The organism is Pseudomonas sp. GW704-F2, assembly GCF_059423025.1.
On sequence record NZ_JBWKXO010000015.1, the window covers coordinates 25,057 to 42,196 of the forward strand.

Consider the following 17,140-nt stretch of genomic DNA (forward strand, 5'->3'; position numbering starts at 1 on the left):
CGCAGATCGGTGAAAGCAACGCTCGCTATCTAGTAGTGGCCGCGCCCTGCTGCTCTTTGCAGTGCAGGCCCCTGCGATTGCTTGAGGTCTTCGCGCAACCCGGTGATCAGGTTGCAAATGGCTCGACTGCTGTCGAGTTTGTCAGCATTGATGCCTTTGACTTCCAGATCCACCCGGTCACGGTCGCGATCGTCATAGACCTTGATCGTCAACGAGGCATCTTCAGCTTTGGTGCATTCACACCGTTTAGGCAGGAAACTTCCTTCAATGATACTGCGAAGTTCTAATTCCGAAAGCATGGTCAACCTCTCCTTTCTTGAGACGGCCAATCGATTGTTATAAGTCTTGCAGGCACTTACCCGCCACGTCCTGCCAACCCTGGAAGACGTTTACAATCAATAAGCCTACTCGGCAAAATCCGTTCTCGTTGTAACCTTTCCTCATAAGCAGTACCCAGTCTTGTATAACTTTGTTCAACTCAAATTCACTCGACGAACATCATCGCCGAACAGCTTCGATTAAACGTTTAACCCTGGGCTTTGCGTTAACTGGCACTGTGTGCTGCGGCTCTTTCAGCAACATGTCGCAAACTATCAAAGTTGATATTGGCCCCTGAGTTGACCGCCACCAGCGTCTGCCCGCGCACGCGGTGTTGCCCCACATAGCGGCGAATGCCCGCCACGGCCAAGGCGCCGGACGGCTCGACGATGGAACGCGTATCGTCGTAGATCAGCTTGATGGCACTGCACAGTTCATCGTTGCTGACCGTGATGACGTCATCCACCCAATCCCGGCAGATCTCAAAGCCATAGGCGCCGATCTGTGCCACCGCCGTGCCATCGGCAAACCCGTCCACACTGGGCAGCACCACGCGCTCACCGGCGCGCAAGGCTGCCAACAGACAACTCGAGCCTTCGGCTTCGACGCCAACGATGCGTACCTCGGGCCGCAGGTATTTGACGTAGGCGGCGATCCCGGCGATCAGGCCGCCACCGCCCACCGGCACGAAGATCGCGTCCAGCGCGCCCTGCTGCTGGCGCAGGATTTCCATGCCCACCGTGCCTTGGCCGGCGATCACGTCCGGATCGTCGAACGGCGAGACAAACGTACAACCGCAGGCTTCGGCCAGTTGCAAAGCGTGGGCCAGGGCAAACGGAAAGCTCTCACCGTGCAGCACCGCTTGCGCCCCTCGCGAGCGCACACCCAGCACCTTCAACTCCGGCGTGCTGCACGGCATGACGATCATGGCCTTGATCCCCAATTCCCGCGCCGCCAGCGCTACGCCTTGCGCATGGTTGCCGGCCGACGCGGTGATCACGCCGCAGGCCTTCTGCTCGGCGCTGAGTTGCATCAGCTTGTTGTAGGCGCCACGGATCTTGAAGGAAAAGGTCGGCTGCAGATCTTCGCGCTTGAGCAACACCTGGTTGTCGAGCAACAGCGACAGCGCCGGGGCGACCTGCAAGGGGGTTCGCACGGCCAAATCGTAGACCGGCGCGGCGAGGATCTTTTTGACGTAGTGCTCAAGCAGTCCCGAGACAGCGGTAGATGGGACGGGGCAAGTGCTCATGGGAGTCTCCTGGCTTGGGTAAGGGCACCTGGAGACGGAAAAACAAAACCCGCCTCTAGGGCGGGTTTGGGTGCAGCCGAGCGCTATCCCGCCAAATGAGGAATGGCGGTAATAATAATTGGCTGGCAACGCAGGGTTTGAAATGTCATGTCACGAAATTACCCGGCGGTGGCCGGTCAAGTCAATGGCAAGGGGCCATTTCGCTGACGGGGCTTTACGATGGACATACGAAACGTATACGATCCGTATATTCATCTGACACAGTGAAGCACATGGGCATCGTCAAGATCACCGACCAACTGCACGAACAACTACGCCTGGCCAGTGCGGCCATGGACCGTTCCATCAACGCCCAGGCCGAGTTCTGGATCAAGATCGGCCTGCTCGCCGAACTCAACCCGCATTTGCCCTACAACGAGCTGATCAACAAGCTGTTGCTGGACAAGCCGGACCTGATCCGGGGGCGCAGCTGATGATCAAAACCGCCGCACAACTCGCCGTGATGCGCGAATCCGGGCGCCTGCTGGCCCAGGTGTTCAGCATGCTCGACGGTTTTGTCGCCGCCGGACGCTCCACCCTGGAGCTGGACAGCGCCGTCGAAGCCTTCATCCGCCACGAGCTCAAAGCCCGCCCGGCGAGCCTCGGGCAATACGACTACCCCTTCTCCATCAACACCTCGGTCAACGAAGTGGTGTGCCACGGCATGCCCAGCGCCACGCAAGTCCTCAAGGACGGCGACATCGTCAACATCGACATCACCCTGGAAAAAGGCGGCTTTATCGCCGACTCCAGCAAGATGTACATGATCGGTGCCGTCTCGCCGAAGGCACGCCGCCTGGTGGAGATGACCTTCGAGGCGATGTGGGCCGGAATCCGCCAGGTCAAGCCCGGCGCTCGCCTGGGCGACATCGGCCATGCGATCCAGCACCATGCACAGGCCAATGGTTACAGTGTGGTACGCGAATACTGCGGCCACGGCATCGGCCGGCAGATGCATGAAGACCCCCAGATCCTGCACTTCGGTCGCCCCGGCACCGGGCTGGAGCTGCGCGAAGGCATGGTGTTTACCATCGAGCCAATGCTGAACCAGGGCAGCGCCAAGGTGCGCAGCCTGAAGGACGGCTGGACGGTGGTGACCAAGGACAACAGCCTGTCGGCCCAGTGGGAACACACCGTGGCGGTGACGGCGGACGGGTTCGAGGTGCTGACCCTGCAACCCGCGTCCTGAGCCAGCGCCCACAGGCGTGGGGGTTCACATCACATTCGCACCGCCTGCCATCCGCTTGAGCCCGAGCACCATCAACCCGGCGCCCAGGCCCATCGCTAACAGAAACAGCGGGTACGACACCCACCACGGCGTACCCGCCGTCATCATGCTGAACTCCGACATGCCGCCAATGCTGGCGATCAGGTTGAGCGGCAGAAACACCACGTTGATCAACGTCAGCTTGCGCAACAGGTTGTTCATGCTGTTGTTCATCAGGTTGCCCCGCGCGTCGATCAGCCCGGAGAACACGTTGGAATAAATCTCCGCCTGTTTGTAGCACTGGTGGTTCTCGATGATCAGGTCGTCGATCAGGCCGAGAATCTCGGCGCTGAAATGCTCCTTCTCGCCGTGGTTGCGCAGCCGCGACAGCACGGCGCCATTGCTGTGCAGCGCGTTGATGTAATAGATCAGGCTTTCGCTGAGGTTGAACATCTGCATCAGATGATGGTTGCTCATGGACGCGTTGAACTGTTGCTGCAACTCCCGCGCGACCAGCTTGATCACCTTGAGGTGGCCGAGGTAGTGGTGAATGTTGTTGAGCAGCAGATCGAGCAGCACATCCAGCGGTGTGTGCAATGGGCGACGGGCGCCGAGCCCGGACAGCGGGGTTTCATCGGTGGCAATCACCAACAGCCGGCCAGGTGAAAACAGCAGGCCGCAGGACGACACCTCAAACACCAGGGTGCCCCCGCCGGAGTAGTTCTCCGGGCGCTTCCAGATCAGAAACAGGTTGTCTGGGTGAAATTCGATGCGCGAGACTTCATCCGGGTCGAGCGCCGAGGCCAGGGCATGCTCGTCCAGTTTGTGCTGCTCAAGCAGCCAGTTGCGCTCGGCATGGTCAGGGTTGCTGAACAACATGATCGGGGCCTCGTCACTGTCCCCGCTGCGCAACTTTCCATCGATCAATTCAAAGCGCTGGATCATCGCGACTCACCAGACCTGGCCCTGACGCTTCAACTCCAGGCGTCGGACGAATTCCTCCAGTACCAGGCCATACAAGTCGTCCTGCAAGTAGGCATCTTCGATACCGGCATCCAGGTTGGGGTTGTCGTTGACCTCGATCACCACCACCTTGTCGCCCGATTGCTTGAGGTCCACGCCGTAAAGGCCGTCGCCGATCAGATTGGCAGTCTTCACGGCCAACTCCACCACGGCCTTGGGGGCTTCGTGGACCGCCAGGGTGCGGCATTCGCCGTTGATGTCCTGGCCGATGGCCTTGTGGTTGTAGATCTGCCAATGGCCCTTGGACATGAAGTATTGGCAGGCAAAGATCGGCTTGCGGTTGAGTACGCCAATGCGCCAGTCGTACTCGGTGTAGAAAAACTCCTGGGCCAGCAGCAACACCGAATGCTCGAACAGTTCGGCGGTGGCCGTGAGCAAGGCCTCCTGGCTTTCGACCTTGATCACCCCGCGGGAGAAACAGCCGTCGGGGATTTTCAGCACCAACGGGAAGCCGAGGCGCTCGCCGACCCGTTCGAAGTCTTCCGGTCGCTCCTTGTAGAGAATCTCGGTGGCCGGCATGCCCAGTTGATGGCTGTTGAGCAGGTCGGTGAGGTAGACCTTGTTGGTACAGCGCAGGATCGATGCGGGGTCGTCCATCACCACCAGGCCTTCGCTTTCGGCTTTCTTGGCGAAACGGTAGGTATGGTTGTCGACGCTGGTGGTCTCGCGGATCAACAAGGCGTCGTATTCGGCCAGACGTGCGTAGTCCTTGCGCTCGATCAGTTCCACATCGATGCCCAAACCTTTACCGACCCGGACGAAGTTTTCCAGGGCCTTGGCGTTGGAGGGCGGCAATTGCTCCTGGGGATCATGCAGGATCGCCAGGTCATAGCGGGCCAATCGGCGCGAGCGCGGCTGACGCCAGATCTTGCGGCTGAAGTTGTCGAGGGCGTGGGCGAATTGGTCTTCCTGGTCATCGCGCAACTTGTGCAAGATGCCAGACTTGACCCCTTCGATATGCCAGCCGTTATTCTTTTTGAACTCAACTAACAAGATCGGGCACGGGAACGCTTCAAACAGTTGACGGGCCAACTCCTGCAACGGCTCTATATTGGTTCGGCCAAAATAAAGTGTCAGCGTAAAGCCTTCGGTATTGCTGTAAAGATGATGACTCAAGGCTTTATCGAGGGTTTTATCCAGGTCGTCCAGGGCCAGCCCGTACAGTGACTTCTTGGTCAGTTCACTGATGGTCCGCACCGATGGAATCACCTTGTGCCCACGAGCCTCGGCCAACAGTGAGCAGTAGTAACCGTGCCCCAGGTACTTGTAGCCGCGACACAGGTTGATCACCTGCACACGCTTGCCGGTCTCGCTTTCGCGGGTTTGTTCGAGATATTCCTGGGCCGTGACGATGTCTTCGCTGGGGAAGTAGGAGGCCCAGTCTTCCTTGCGTTCGACAATGATCACCACTTGGCTCGTGCCTCTGGGCGGAGCAGAAAAATAACCTTTGGAAGTTATTGTCGCCGCGACTGTTTGCTCGGATACTTCACGCCAATGACTTTGTACCGCCGACATAATATTTGATCCGCTTTAGAGAACTCGACCTTTTCTATTAAGCACGATCTTTTAGAGAAGTCCCGTTTCGTTACGTAACTTTTACGGCGGTCATATGGCTCTTTTCTTTCGCGTTGCAAGCCCCAGCGATGTGCCGACATTGGTGGCACTGGAACAGCACTGTTTCACCACCGATCGACTGTCGCCGCGCAGTTTTCACTGGATGATCAGCCGCGCCCATGGCGAGTTGCTGGTGGCCGAACAGGACGGCCAATTGCTCGGGTATGCGCTGGTGTTGTTCCATCGCGGCACGTCCCTGGCGCGGCTGTACTCGATTGCCATCGCCGAACACGCGCGCGGCCTGGGCCTGGGCAAGCAGTTGCTGAGTCGCATCGAGGCCTGCGCGGTGGAGCATGACTGTGCGTACCTGCGCCTCGAAGTGCGCAGCGACAACCCCGGCGCCCTCGCCCTGTATGAACGCAACGGCTACCGGCGCTTTGCGCTGATCAACGATTACTACGAAGACCACGCCCCGGCCCTGCGCCTGGAGAAACGCATCGTCCAGCACCAGGACGCGCGCGTGGAGCGTGTGCCGTATTACCCGCAAACCACCGACTTCACCTGTGGCGCCGCCTGCCTGCTGATGGCCATGGGCGCGTTGCTGCCGGAGCGCGTCGCCACACGCCGCGAAGAACTGCAAATCTGGCGTGAAGCGACCACCGTGTTCATGACCGCCGGCCATGGCGGTTGCAGCCCTCAAGGCCTGGCGCTGGCCGCCTGGCGTCGGGGCTTTCGTGTGCGGATGCAGGTGAATGTACGCGGGCCGTTGTTTCTCGACGGCGTGCGCGATCAGCATAAAAAGGACGTCATGCGTTTAGTGCATGACGCCTTCGAGGAAGAGTTGGCCGGCAGCACGGTCGAACAGGTACTCGGCGGCGCGCTGGATCTGCCCAAGGTACTGTGCGACGGCGGGCAGCCGTTGGTGCTGATCAGCAGCTATCGGCTGACCCGCTCCAAGTCGCCGCATTGGGTGATGGTCACCGACTGCGACGACGACTTTGTCTACCTGCACGACCCGGATGTGGACCACAGCCAGCACCGCCAGCCCCTGGACTGCCAGCACCTGCCGGTCAGCCACGCGGAGTTCGAGCGCATGTGCCGGTTCGGCAACAACAAACTGCGCGCGGCGGTGGTATTGTTCAAGCCGCCGGCTTGATCGAGGCGGTGAGCAGCGGCAATACGCGACCGCGTACCTTAGAAAGCCAGCTTATAACCGATGGTCATCAACATGATCGCCAGGCACGGGCGCAGCACGCCGTCCGGGACTTTACCCGCCATGTGGCTACCGATGTAGATACCCGGCAGCGACCCCATCAGCAAAAAGCCCAGCAGGTGCCAATCCATATTGCCCATGCCGGCGTGGCCCAGGCCCGCTACCAGCGTCAGGGGTACGGCGTGGGCGATCTCGGTGCCGACCAGGCGCCGCGTGGCGAGGAATGGGTAAAGGATAAACAATGCGACGGTGCCGAGGGCACCGGCGCCGATGGAGGTCAGTGCCACCATGGCGCCGAGGACCGCCCCCGTGACCACCGTCAGCGCGTTCAGGTTGCGCGGGTGCATGTGGTAATCGTCGCCGGCATGGCGCTGGGCGAAGGCCAACAGGCGATGCTTGAACAGAATCGCCAGGGCGGTCAGCAGCAACACCACGCCGAGCGCCTGTTTGATCACGGCGTTCATCGCGCTGGGGTCGGTGTGCAGGCTGGCGAGGAACCACAGGGTCAGCAGCACCGCGGGCACGCTGCCCAAGGTGAGCCAGCCGGTGATGGTCCAGTCGATGTTCTTGTTTTTGCCATGCACCAGCACCCCACCGGACTTGGTGATGGCGGCGTACAACAAGTCGGTGCCCACGGCGGTGGCCGGGTTAATGCCGAACCACAGCAGGATCGGGGTCATCAAGGAGCCCCCGCCGACACCGGTCATGCCGACGATAAAACCAACGATCAGGCCTGCAACTACGAAACCAACGTTACCCACATCCATCACAGCTACCTGCGGCCTTGTAAAATTCTGGCCGCAGGATAGCGATTTTTCTTATAACCACTTATATCAATATGATCTGACTTTATGCCTTTTACGTCAGTCGCTGGCAAACGTAGGCCTGGGTCTGATAGGGAAAGGCCACCGTATCGCGGCCTTTCAACGCCGGGTGAGTGGCGATCAGGTTGCGTAATTGCGCGGTGACCTCGGTTTTTTCAGCGGCGGGCAGTGCCGCGATAAAGCTGACGGAGAGGAAGCGATCCATGATCACTTCCTGCGGACTGCCGACGTGGTTGTAGGGAAAACAGGTCATCTCGGGGGCGGAAAAATACTCGCCGGTGAACGCCTCGCGCCATTTTCCGCTGTGAAAGCGCGGCGTATCGCCCTCGTAAGGCGTGATGATCGCGGTGATCGCTGCCACCCAGTCCACCGATTCATCCCGCACATTCCACACCAGCCCCAGACGCCCGTCGGGCTTGAGCACGCGGTGAATTTCGGCCAACGCGGCCTGGGTGGAGAACCAGTGGAAGGACTGGGCGCAGACCAGCGCATCGGCGCAGGCGGACGCCAGGGGGATGGATTCAGCGGTGCCGTTGACCAAGCGCACATCCGGCAACAACCTGGCCAATTGCGCAGCCATCGCCTGCACGGGTTCGACGGCAATCAGCGTCGGCGCCAGGGCGTTCAGCAGGCGCGTGAACTTGCCGGTGCCGGCGCCCAGGTCGATCACCGTCGACTGCGCGTCGATGCGCAGTACGTCAGCCAGCCAGCCCGTGAGTTGCCGCGGATAGTTCGGTCGGCCCTGGGCGTAAGTGACGGCCTGGGTCGAAAAACCCTGTTGCGCAGACGTGTGAACACCGGTCATTGCCAATCTCTCCTCGGGTAAAGCGGGGACACAGTGTGCGCCTTCCCACCCGGTTTTTCTAATCCGTCACACTCGGCAACCACACACGAAACCGCGCACCGCCGAGCGGTGAAGCCTGCGCGGTCAGGGTGCCGCCCTGGGCTTCGAGGGCGCGCCGACTGATCGCCAGGCCCAGGCCAAACCCGCCGGTGGAGCGGTCGCGGCTGCGGTCCAGGCGATAGAACGGCTCGAAGATGCGTTCGCGCTGGTCCGGCGGAATACCGATGCCATCATCGTCCACGCAGATTTCGCAGCCCGTGGGACATACCTTGACCCCCACCTGGATGCGTTTGTCGCAGTAACGCGTGGCATTGCGCAGCAGGTTTTGCAGGGCGCGGGCGGTCAGGCGCGGGTCGAGGTTGAAGCGCTCGACGCTGCAGTCGAGCACCACGTCGATCACAATCTCGGGGTTCTCCAGTTCGTCGTCGACGCTGCCCAGCACGCTGTCGATAAATTCATCGAGCACCACCTCGACCCGCTCCGGTAACTGCGCAGGGTTTTGCAGGCGGCTGTAGGAAAGCAACTCCAGCACCAGCTCATCCAGCTCACGGATATGCGCCACCAGGCTTTGCAGGCGCTCGCGGCTGGCCTGGGGCAGGTCTTCGGACAACGCCAGGGCCAGGCCGAAATCCAGGCGTGTCAGGGGGGTGCGCAGTTCGTGGGAGACCGCGTTGAGCAAGTCACGCTGCTGGTTCAGCAGGTGTTCGATGTCATCGGCCATGGTGTCGAACACCGTCGCCAGGCTGCCAATATTGGAACTTGGCGGAATGCGCGTGCGTTCGCCAAAATTCCCCTTGCCCAACTGCGTGGCAGTGCTTTTCAGGCGCTCCAGGTCGCGCCAGTGCGGGCGCAGCCATACCAGCAGGCAGGCGAGCAGCGCGGCACCGATCAGTACGTTCATCGACCAGTACAACAGGTTCATGTCCAGCGGGTCCGGCGGGATCGTCAGCTTGACCGCGAACTGCGGGTTGATCGGTGCGCTGACCTCGGCCATCCACCCCCACTCGCCCAGGCGGATCACCGGTTTGCCTTGCGCCAGCAACTGCTCTTCTTCGGGGGTGTAACGGGCGTCCTGGTGCAGCAGCAGTTCGACCTTGAGCGGCGCGAAGTCACGGCCCAGTTGCTCGGTGACCTGGGACCAGTGCTCCACCGGCGCCCGCTGGTATTGCTTGACGATGAGTTTCTGCAGGCCGCGGGACTGTTCGACGTTGTAGTCCACGTAGCGGTGCTCGAACACCTGGATCACCAACTTGGGAATCAGGAAGATCGCCGCGCTGTAGGTGACGATCGTGATCAGATAGAGGCGCAGCAGCACACGGAACATGGCTCAGCATTCCCACTCGGATCGGCTGAACAGATAGCCTTTGCCCCACACCGTCTTGATCTTGCGCGCTTCCCCGGCGTGGTCGTCGAACTTGCGGCGCAGCTTGGAGATGGCCACGTCCACCGAGCGGTCGGTGCCGTTGAACTCGATCCCGCGCAGGCGTTGCAGGATCTGGTCGCGGCTGAGCACTTCACCGGCATGCCGCGCCAGCACCACCAGCAGGTTGTATTCGCCGCTGGACAACTCCACCGCCTGTTCGCGCCAGGTCGCGGTGCGTTCCGACAGGTCGATACACAGGTTGCCGATGACGATCTGGTCGTTGGCCACCTGCGGTTCGGACAAGCTGCTGCGGCGCAACAGCGTGCGGACCCGGGCCAGCAGCACGCGGGGCTCGCAGGGTTTGGTGACGTAGTCGTCGGCGCCCATTTCCAGGCCCAGCACCTGGTCGTGGCTGTCATCGCGGGCGGTCAGCATCAGGATCGGCAGGCCCGCCGAATCGGCGCGCAGCAAACGGCACACTTGCAGGCCGTCGAGGCCAGGCAGCATCAGGTCGAGGATCACCAGGTCCGGCGGGTTGAGCCGCGCGCGTTCGCGAACATGGTCACCCCGGCTGAGCACGCTGACGTGGTAGCCATTGCGCTCCAGGTAACTGGCAATCAGTTCGGAGAGCGCGGCGTCGTCTTCGACCAGGAGGATGTTGGGCATGGTGTTTCCAAATAATGCGGTTATGGGTCTTACACAAATCCCATGTGGGAGGGGACTTGCGCCCTGCCACATTTGATCTTCAGTGTTTGCAAGGTTGTGCAAGGATATACGCCCGCGGCCGAACGTGGGCTGCACCTTACATTTCTTCACAGACGACCTACACAGCTTCACAGCACTGCGGCGCGGACGGCATTAGGATGCGCCAGTCAATATTGGGATAAGAGCATGTCGAAGAATCTGTTTGCGCCGTTTTGCTTGCTGGCCCTGACACTCGCCCTGAGTGCGTGTGACAAGTCGTCCGCCGAAGCACCGGCAACGCCCCTGGCCACAGTCCGCATCGAAACCCTCGAGGCCAAACCCCTGTCCATCAGCAGTGAACTGAGCGGGCGCATTGCCGCGCCGCGCATTGCCGAAGTGCGCGCGCGGGTCGCCGGGGTGGTGATGCAGCGGGTGTTCAAGGAAGGCCATGACGTGAAACAGGGCGACGTGCTGTTTCGCATCGACCCAGCCCCGTTCAAGGCCGATCTGGACAGCGCTCAGGCCAACCTGAGCAAGGCCGAGGCCAATGCGTTCCAGGCGCGCCTGCAAGAACAGCGCTACAGCCAGTTGGTCGAAGGCAACGCCATCAGCGGCCAGGACTACGACAACGCCCGCGCCGCCCTGCGCCAGACCAACGCCGAGGTCGCCGCGAACAAGGCCGCCGTCGAACGGGCCAAACTGAACCTGGGCTACGCCACCGTCACCGCGCCGATTTCCGGGCGCATCGGGCGTGCGCTGGTGACCGAAGGCGCGCTGGTCGGCCAGAACGAGGCCACGCCGCTGGCGATCATCCAGCAATTGGACCCGATCCACGCCGACCTGACCCAGTCCACCCGTGAGTTGAACGAGCTGCGCCGCGCCTTCCGCGCCGGCAGCCTGAAACAGGTCGGCCAGGACCAGGCCAAGGCCACGCTGATCCAGGACGACGGCAGCCTGTATCCGCTGCCGGGCAAATTGCTCTTCGCCGAGATCAGCGTCGACCCCGGCACCGGGCAGATCATCGTGCGCAGCGAGTTCCCCAACCCGGACCTCGACCTGCTGCCCGGCAGTTTTGTGCGCGTGCGCCTGGAGCAGGCGGTCGACCGCCAAGGCATCAGCGTGCCGCAACGTGCGATCACCCGTGACAGCGCCGGCATCCCGATGGTGCTGTTGTTGGACGCCGAACAAACCGTGAGCCTGCAACCGGTGGAATTGGGCGCGGTGATCGATGACCGCTGGATCGTCAGCGCCGGCCTCAAGGCCGGTGACCGCATCGTCGTCGAGGGTGTGCAACACGTGCGTCCCGGTGAAAAAGTTCAAGTGGATGACAGCACGCCGCCGCCCGCCCAGGCTTCCGGCCAATAAGGATCTTTGACCATGCCGCAGTTCTTTATTGACCGCCCGATCTTCGCCTGGGTGGTCGCCCTGTTTATCCTGCTGGCTGGCGCGCTCGCCATCCCGCAGTTGCCGGTGGCCCAGTACCCCAACGTCGCACCGCCGAAAGTCGAGATCTACGCGGTGTACCCCGGCGCTTCGGCGCAGACCCTGGATGAAAGCGTGGTCAGCCTGATCGAGCAAGAGCTCAATGGCGCCGATCACCTGCTGTATTTCGAATCCCAGAGCAGCCTCGGCTCGGCCACCATCACCGCGACTTTCCAGCCGGGCACCAACCCGGAGATGGCCCAGGTCGATGTGCAGAACCGCCTCAAGGCCGTGGAATCGCGCTTGCCCCAGGCGGTGACCCAGCAGGGTTTGCAGGTGGAGAAAGTCTCCGCCGGCTTCCTGCTGCTGGTGACCCTGACCTCCAGCGACGGCAAGCTCGATGACGTGGCGCTCAGCGACTACCTGGCGCGCAACGTGATGAACGAGCTCAAGCGCCTCGACGGGGTGGGCAAGGCCCAGCTGTATGGCGCCGAGCGGGCCATGCGGGTGTGGATCGACCCGCAGAAGCTGATCGCTTTCAACCTGACCCCGGCCGACGTGAATGCCGCGATCAGCGCGCAGAACGCCCAGGTTTCCGCCGGCAGCATCGGCGACTTGCCGGGCACCAAGACCCAGGAAATCACCGCGGCAATCCTGGTCAAGGGCCAGTTGTCCACGCCGGCCGAGTTCGCCGACATCGTGCTCAAGGCCAACCCCGACGGTTCCACCGTACGTATCGGCGATGTGGCACGGGTGGAAGTCGGCAGCCAGGAATACCAGTTCTCCACACGCCTGAACGGCAAGCCGTCCACCGCCGTCAGTGTGCAACTGTCGCCGGGCGCCAATGCGCTGAGCACCGCGAACATGGTGCGGGCGAAGATGGATGAGCTGTCGCGCTACTTCCCGGCCAATGTCGAATACAAGATCCCGTATGACACCTCGCCGTTCGTCAAAGTCTCAATCACCAAGGTGGTCTACACCCTGCTCGAAGCGATGGCGCTGGTGTTCGCGGTGATGTTCCTGTTCCTGCAGAACGTGCGCTACACGCTGATCCCGACCCTGGTGGTGCCGATTGCGTTGATGGGCACCTTCGCCACCATGCTGTTGCTCGGGTTCTCGATCAACGTGCTGACCATGTTCGGTATGGTGCTGGCCATCGGTATCCTGGTGGACGATGCGATCGTGGTGGTGGAGAACGTCGAGCGGATCATGGTCAGCGAGGGCCTGTCGCCCAAAGAGGCCACGCGTAAGGCCATGGGCCAGATCACCGGGGCCATCATCGGCATTACGTTGGTGCTGGTGGCGGTGTTTCTGCCGATGGCATTCATGCCAGGCTCGGTGGGGGTGATCTACCAGCAGTTTTCGCTGTCGATGGCCACCTCGATCCTGTTCTCGGCGTTCCTCGCCCTGACCTTGACGCCGGCACTTTGCGCGACCCTGCTCAAGCCGATCGCCAAGGATGAGCACCACACCAAGGGCGGGTTCTTCGGCTGGTTCAACCGGCGTTTCGAACGGCTCACCGACCGCTACGAAGGCTGGGTGGCGTATGCCCTCAAGCGCAGCGGCCGTTACCTGCTGATCTACCTGGTGCTGCTGGTGGGCCTGGGGCTGATGTTCAGTCGCCTGCCCTCCTCGTTCCTGCCGGTGGAGGACCAGGGTTACACCATCACCGATATCCAGTTGCCGCCGGGCGCGAGCAAGAACCGCACGGTGCAGGTGGCCGAACAGATCGAAGCGCACAACGCCAAAGAGCCCGGGGTTGGTGACACCACCATGATCATGGGCTTCAGTTTCTCCGGCTCCGGGCAGAACGCGGCGCTGGCGTTCACCACGCTCAAGGATTGGTCGCAACGCAGCAGCGACGACTCGGCCGCCGCGATTGCCGACCGCGCCAACATGGCGTTCACCGAACTGAAGGACGCGATTGCCTATGCGATCCTGCCTCCACCGGTGGACGGCCTCGGCACCAGCAGCGGTTTCGAGTTCCGCCTGCAGGACCGTGGCGGCGTCGGCCACGCGGCGTTGATGGCGGCGCGTACCGAACTGCTGGACGCTGCGGGAAAAAGCCCGATCCTGGCCAACGTGCGTGAAAGCGCCCTGGCCGAAGCGCCGCAAGTGCAGCTGCAGGTCGACCGCAAGCAGGCCAACGCGCTGGGTGTGTCCTTCGCCGATGTGGGCAATGTACTGTCGTCGGCCATCGGTTCGACCTACGTCAATGACTTCCCCAACCAGGGGCGCATGCAGCGCGTGGTGGTGCAGGCCGAAGGCGACCAACGCAGCCAGGTCGCGGATCTGTTGAAGATCAACGTGCGCAACAAGGCCGGCGAGATGGTGCCGCTGTCCGCGTTCGTCGTAGCCAAGTGGACCCAGGGGCCGACGCAGTTGACCCGTTACAACGGCTACCCGGCCATCGCCATTTCCGGTGAAGCGGCACCGGGGCACAGCACGGGCGAGGCGATGGAAGAAATCCAGCGCCTGGTCAACCAACTGCCGGCGGGCCTGGGCCAGGAATGGACCGGCCTGTCGTTGCAGGAACGCCTGTCCGGCTCCCAAGCGCCGCTGTTGCTGGGCCTGTCGCTGCTGATCGTGTTCCTGTGCCTGGCCGCCCTGTATGAAAGCTGGTCGATCCCGACGTCGGTGCTGCTGGTGGTGCCGCTGGGCGTGCTCGGCGCGGTGTTGGCCGTGACCTTGCGCGGCATGCCCAACGATGTGTTCTTCAAGGTCGGGCTGATCACCATCATCGGCCTGTCGGCGAAGAACGCGATCCTGATCATCGAGTTCGCCAAGGACCTGTACGAGCAGGGCGAAGACTTGCTCGACGCAACCTTGAAGGCCGCGCGGCTGCGCTTGCGGCCGATCATCATGACCTCGCTGGCGTTCATCCTCGGCGTGGTGCCCCTGGCGATTGCCACCGGCGCCAGTTCGGCGAGCCAGCAAGCGATCGGTACGGGGGTGATCGGCGGGATGATCACCGCGACGCTGGCGGTGGTGTTTGTGCCGGTGTTCTTTGTGGTCGTCATGAAGCTGGTGCGCAAGCGTCCATAACCCGCGCAAAAATGCGCTATGGTGCTCACAACCGCCCTTGTTGTGAGCACCCATGCCCTTCCTCGCCCGCACCCACCCTCGCCTCTCTTGCGCCGCCGTCCTGGGCCTTGCCGTTGGCATCCTGGTACCCGCCGATACACTCGTGAGCAAAATCCTGATCGGCTGGAATGCCGGCGTCTGGATCTACCTGGTGCTGATGCTGTGGCTGACCATCCGCGCCAAGGCCGAAGACGTCAAACGCATCGCCGAGATCGAGGATGAGAACGCCGGCCTGGTGCTGTTCACGGTGTGCATCGCGGCCATCGCCAGCCTGGCCACCATCACCTTCGAACTGGTCGGCAGCAAGGACCTGAGCACCGCCGAGCGGCTGTTGCACTACGGTTTTACCGGCCTGACGGTCATCGGCTCATGGTTGTTGATCGGGGTGATCTTCAGCGTTCACTACGCCCGGCTCTATTACACCTGGGCCGGCAAAGAGCCGGCGCTGCGCTTTGCCGAGGGGTTGTTGACCCCCAACTATTGGGACTTCCTGTACTTTTCCTTCACCATCGGCGTCGCCGTGCAAACGTCGGACGTGGGCGTTGCCACCCGCAGCATGCGCAAGGTGGTACTGGGACAATCGCTGATCGGGTTTCTGTTCAACACGGCAATCCTCGGCTTTTCGATCAATATTGCCGCAGGACTGTTCAATTGACGCTGCACAAACCTTCTAGACGCCCACGGCTCGATGGGCGCTAGATAACATCGTCTATTCCGCCTCGGTGTTGTGATGGCCGCGCACAATTGGATCGATCTGTCCCAGGACGCCGACACCGGCATCGAGACCCTGCGCGCGCATTTCGAGGGGCACGCCTATGATCCCCATTGGCACGACAGCTACCTGATCGGCGTGACCGAACAAGGCGTGCAGCAATTCAACTGCCGCCGCACGCGCCACAACAGCGTGCCCGGCCAGGTGTTCCTGGTGGAACCCGGCGAGTTGCATGACGGCGATGCGCCCACGGCCGACGGCTTTACCTACCACATGCTCTACCTGGACCCGCAGTGGTTGACGCGGGAAGTTAGCGCGGTCTTCGAAGAGGCTCCCGTCAACAGCCAGCTGAGTTTTGCCGCGACCTTGACCAACGACCCGCGCCTGGCCCTCGCCACCAGCCAAGCCTTTCGCACCCTGCACAGTGGCGAATTGCGCATCGTGCGACAACGGGCCATGGACCAGTTGCTCGAACGCCTCACCGGCCAGCTCCACTGGCGCAGCCGTTACCGTGACGACCCACGCCTGCCGCTGGTCGCCCACAAAGCCCGGGAATACCTGCATGCCCACCTGCATCACGATGTAGGCATGGACGCGCTGGCGCTGGCCTGCGGCGTCGACCGCTTCCGCCTGACCCGTGCGTTCAGGAGCGCGTTTGGCCTGCCGCCCCATGCTTATCTGGTGCAACTGCGCCTGGCCCGCGCGCGGCACTTGCTGGCCAAAGGTGAACAACCGGCCGATGTGGCGATCGCCCTGGGTTTTGCCGACCAGAGCCACCTGGGCCGCTGGTTCGTGCGCGCTTATGGCCTGACGCCGGCGGCCTACCGCAAGCGCTGCTCAAACCTTCCAGACAGGTGATACGCGGGCTTGTGAAGATCGACGCCATCAATGGGTCTATCGGAGTCGTCCACCATGCTGTCCACACTGCTGCCTTTCATGCTGTTTGCCTTCGTCGCCTCAATTACCCCCGGCCCGACCAATATCCTGGTACTGAGCAACAGCGCCCGTTTCGGTTTCAGGGCCACGCTGCCAATCATCCTGGGCGCCTGCGCCGGCGCGGCGCTGCTCGTGCTGGTGGTGGGCTCGGGGTTTGGCCAGTCCTTGGTGCAGCTACCCAAGCTGCAAACTGCCATGCAATGGATCGGCATTGCCTGGCTGAATTACCTGGCCTGGCAGATTTTCAGCGCCCCCACCCGGGCCATCGAAGCGGATACACGCCAAAAACCCCTGAGCCTGATCGGCGCCGCCAGCCTGCAATTGATCAACCCGAAAAGCTGGATGATGGCACTGGCGGTAGTCAGCGTTTTTACCGGCAATGGTGCGGAGCGCCAAAGCCAGGTGGTGTACCTCTCCCTGGCGTTTTTCCTGATATCGATCCCCTGCCTGGGCACCTGGGCGCTGTTGGGTGCCGGGTCCGCACGGGTGTTGCGTTCGACCAGCGCCATGCAGCGTTTCAACCGCGGTATGGCCGTGCTGCTGTTGGCGGCGGCTTGGTTAAGTGTGCTGGCCTGAACACACCGGCTATCTGGCTTTGTCCTACAACTTCTTGACGGCTTTCGTACTTTAGTGGTTTCCTGAAACCGGTTTCAGTCATTCCAATAAAA

At 61.9% G+C, this 17,140-nt stretch carries 16 protein-coding genes; 8 read left to right on the forward strand and 8 right to left on the reverse strand.

Translation table 11 applies throughout. The annotated features are described in order from the left end of the window. Positions 1–29 precede the first annotated feature (29 nt). Both AC07W0_RS14685 and ilvA read right to left on the reverse strand, forming a co-directional pair. Positions 30–299 carry a DUF1652 domain-containing protein gene (locus AC07W0_RS14685; RefSeq protein WP_017848424.1) on the reverse strand — a complete coding sequence of 90 codons (270 nt, stop codon included), beginning with the start codon at positions 297–299 and terminating at the stop codon, positions 30–32. Positions 300–544: 245 nt separating this feature from the next. Continuing rightward, the gene (gene ilvA, locus AC07W0_RS14690) at positions 545–1,567 is read right to left on the reverse strand and encodes a threonine ammonia-lyase, biosynthetic (RefSeq protein WP_102618165.1); all 1,023 of its coding nucleotides are present in this window, start codon (positions 1,565–1,567) and stop codon (positions 545–547) included. A 272-nt stretch (positions 1,568–1,839) separates the two neighbouring features. Here ilvA and AC07W0_RS14695 point away from each other — a divergent pair, with 272 nt between their 5' ends. Both AC07W0_RS14695 and map read left to right on the forward strand, forming a co-directional pair. After that, positions 1,840–2,040, forward strand: coding sequence for a ParD-like family protein (locus AC07W0_RS14695; RefSeq protein WP_003190946.1), 201 nt, complete (start codon positions 1,840–1,842; stop codon positions 2,038–2,040). Beyond that, on the forward strand, positions 2,040–2,795 hold the full coding sequence (gene map, locus AC07W0_RS14700; RefSeq protein WP_017848422.1) for a type I methionyl aminopeptidase: 756 nt from the start codon (positions 2,040–2,042) through the stop codon (positions 2,793–2,795). The genes AC07W0_RS14695 and map overlap by 1 nt, the downstream gene beginning before the upstream one ends. A 24-nt stretch (positions 2,796–2,819) precedes the next feature. Here map and AC07W0_RS14705 read toward each other — a convergent pair whose 3' ends face one another. Both AC07W0_RS14705 and AC07W0_RS14710 read right to left on the reverse strand, forming a co-directional pair. Beyond that, positions 2,820–3,758, reverse strand: a complete 939-nt coding sequence (locus AC07W0_RS14705) for a magnesium transporter CorA family protein (RefSeq protein ID WP_017848421.1) — start codon at positions 3,756–3,758, stop codon at positions 2,820–2,822. A 6-nt stretch (positions 3,759–3,764) separates the two neighbouring features. Beyond that, complete coding sequence (locus AC07W0_RS14710; RefSeq protein ID WP_102618166.1) at positions 3,765–5,351, reverse strand: RimK family ATP-grasp domain-containing protein; 1,587 nt, start codon at positions 5,349–5,351, stop codon at positions 3,765–3,767. Between the two features lie 94 nt (positions 5,352–5,445). On the opposite strand from AC07W0_RS14710, the gene AC07W0_RS14715 reads away from it, so the two are divergent. Beyond that, positions 5,446–6,546, forward strand: a complete 1,101-nt coding sequence (locus AC07W0_RS14715) for a GNAT family N-acetyltransferase/peptidase C39 family protein (RefSeq protein WP_102618167.1) — start codon at positions 5,446–5,448, stop codon at positions 6,544–6,546. Positions 6,547–6,584: 38 nt separating this feature from the next. On the opposite strand, the gene AC07W0_RS14720 is transcribed toward AC07W0_RS14715, so the two are convergent. The 4 genes from AC07W0_RS14720 to AC07W0_RS14735 form a co-directional block, all read right to left on the reverse strand. After that, on the reverse strand, positions 6,585–7,370 hold the full coding sequence (locus AC07W0_RS14720; RefSeq protein WP_017848418.1) for a sulfite exporter TauE/SafE family protein: 786 nt from the start codon (positions 7,368–7,370) through the stop codon (positions 6,585–6,587). A 91-nt stretch (positions 7,371–7,461) separates the two neighbouring features. After that, entirely contained in the window at positions 7,462–8,232 is a 771-nt protein-coding gene (locus AC07W0_RS14725; protein WP_102618168.1) for a class I SAM-dependent methyltransferase, read from the reverse strand. Positions 8,233–8,290: 58 nt separating this feature from the next. Beyond that, a complete protein-coding gene (locus AC07W0_RS14730; RefSeq protein WP_017848416.1) occupies positions 8,291–9,595 on the reverse strand; it encodes an ATP-binding protein in 1,305 nt (434 codons plus the stop codon). A gap of 3 nt (positions 9,596–9,598) precedes the next feature. Then, entirely contained in the window at positions 9,599–10,300 is a 702-nt protein-coding gene (locus AC07W0_RS14735; RefSeq protein ID WP_017848415.1) for a response regulator, read from the reverse strand. 225 nt (positions 10,301–10,525) lie between these two features. Here AC07W0_RS14735 and AC07W0_RS14740 point away from each other — a divergent pair, with 225 nt between their 5' ends. The 5 genes from AC07W0_RS14740 to AC07W0_RS14760 all read left to right on the forward strand — a co-directional run bounded on the left by AC07W0_RS14740 (position 10,526) and on the right by AC07W0_RS14760 (position 17,048). After that, complete coding sequence (locus AC07W0_RS14740; RefSeq protein WP_046483679.1) at positions 10,526–11,683, forward strand: efflux RND transporter periplasmic adaptor subunit; 1,158 nt, start codon at positions 10,526–10,528, stop codon at positions 11,681–11,683. A 12-nt stretch (positions 11,684–11,695) separates the two neighbouring features. Next, positions 11,696–14,785, forward strand: coding sequence for a multidrug efflux RND transporter permease subunit (locus tag AC07W0_RS14745; protein WP_102618169.1), 3,090 nt, complete (start codon positions 11,696–11,698; stop codon positions 14,783–14,785). Positions 14,786–14,837: 52 nt separating this feature from the next. Continuing rightward, on the forward strand, positions 14,838–15,479 hold the full coding sequence (locus AC07W0_RS14750; RefSeq protein WP_017848412.1) for a DUF1345 domain-containing protein: 642 nt from the start codon (positions 14,838–14,840) through the stop codon (positions 15,477–15,479). A 75-nt stretch (positions 15,480–15,554) separates the two neighbouring features. After that, positions 15,555–16,394, forward strand: coding sequence for an AraC family transcriptional regulator (locus tag AC07W0_RS14755; protein ID WP_017848411.1), 840 nt, complete (start codon positions 15,555–15,557; stop codon positions 16,392–16,394). A 54-nt stretch (positions 16,395–16,448) separates the two neighbouring features. After that, on the forward strand, positions 16,449–17,048 hold the full coding sequence (locus AC07W0_RS14760) for a LysE family translocator (RefSeq protein WP_017848410.1): 600 nt from the start codon (positions 16,449–16,451) through the stop codon (positions 17,046–17,048). Positions 17,049–17,140: the final 92 nt, after the last annotated feature.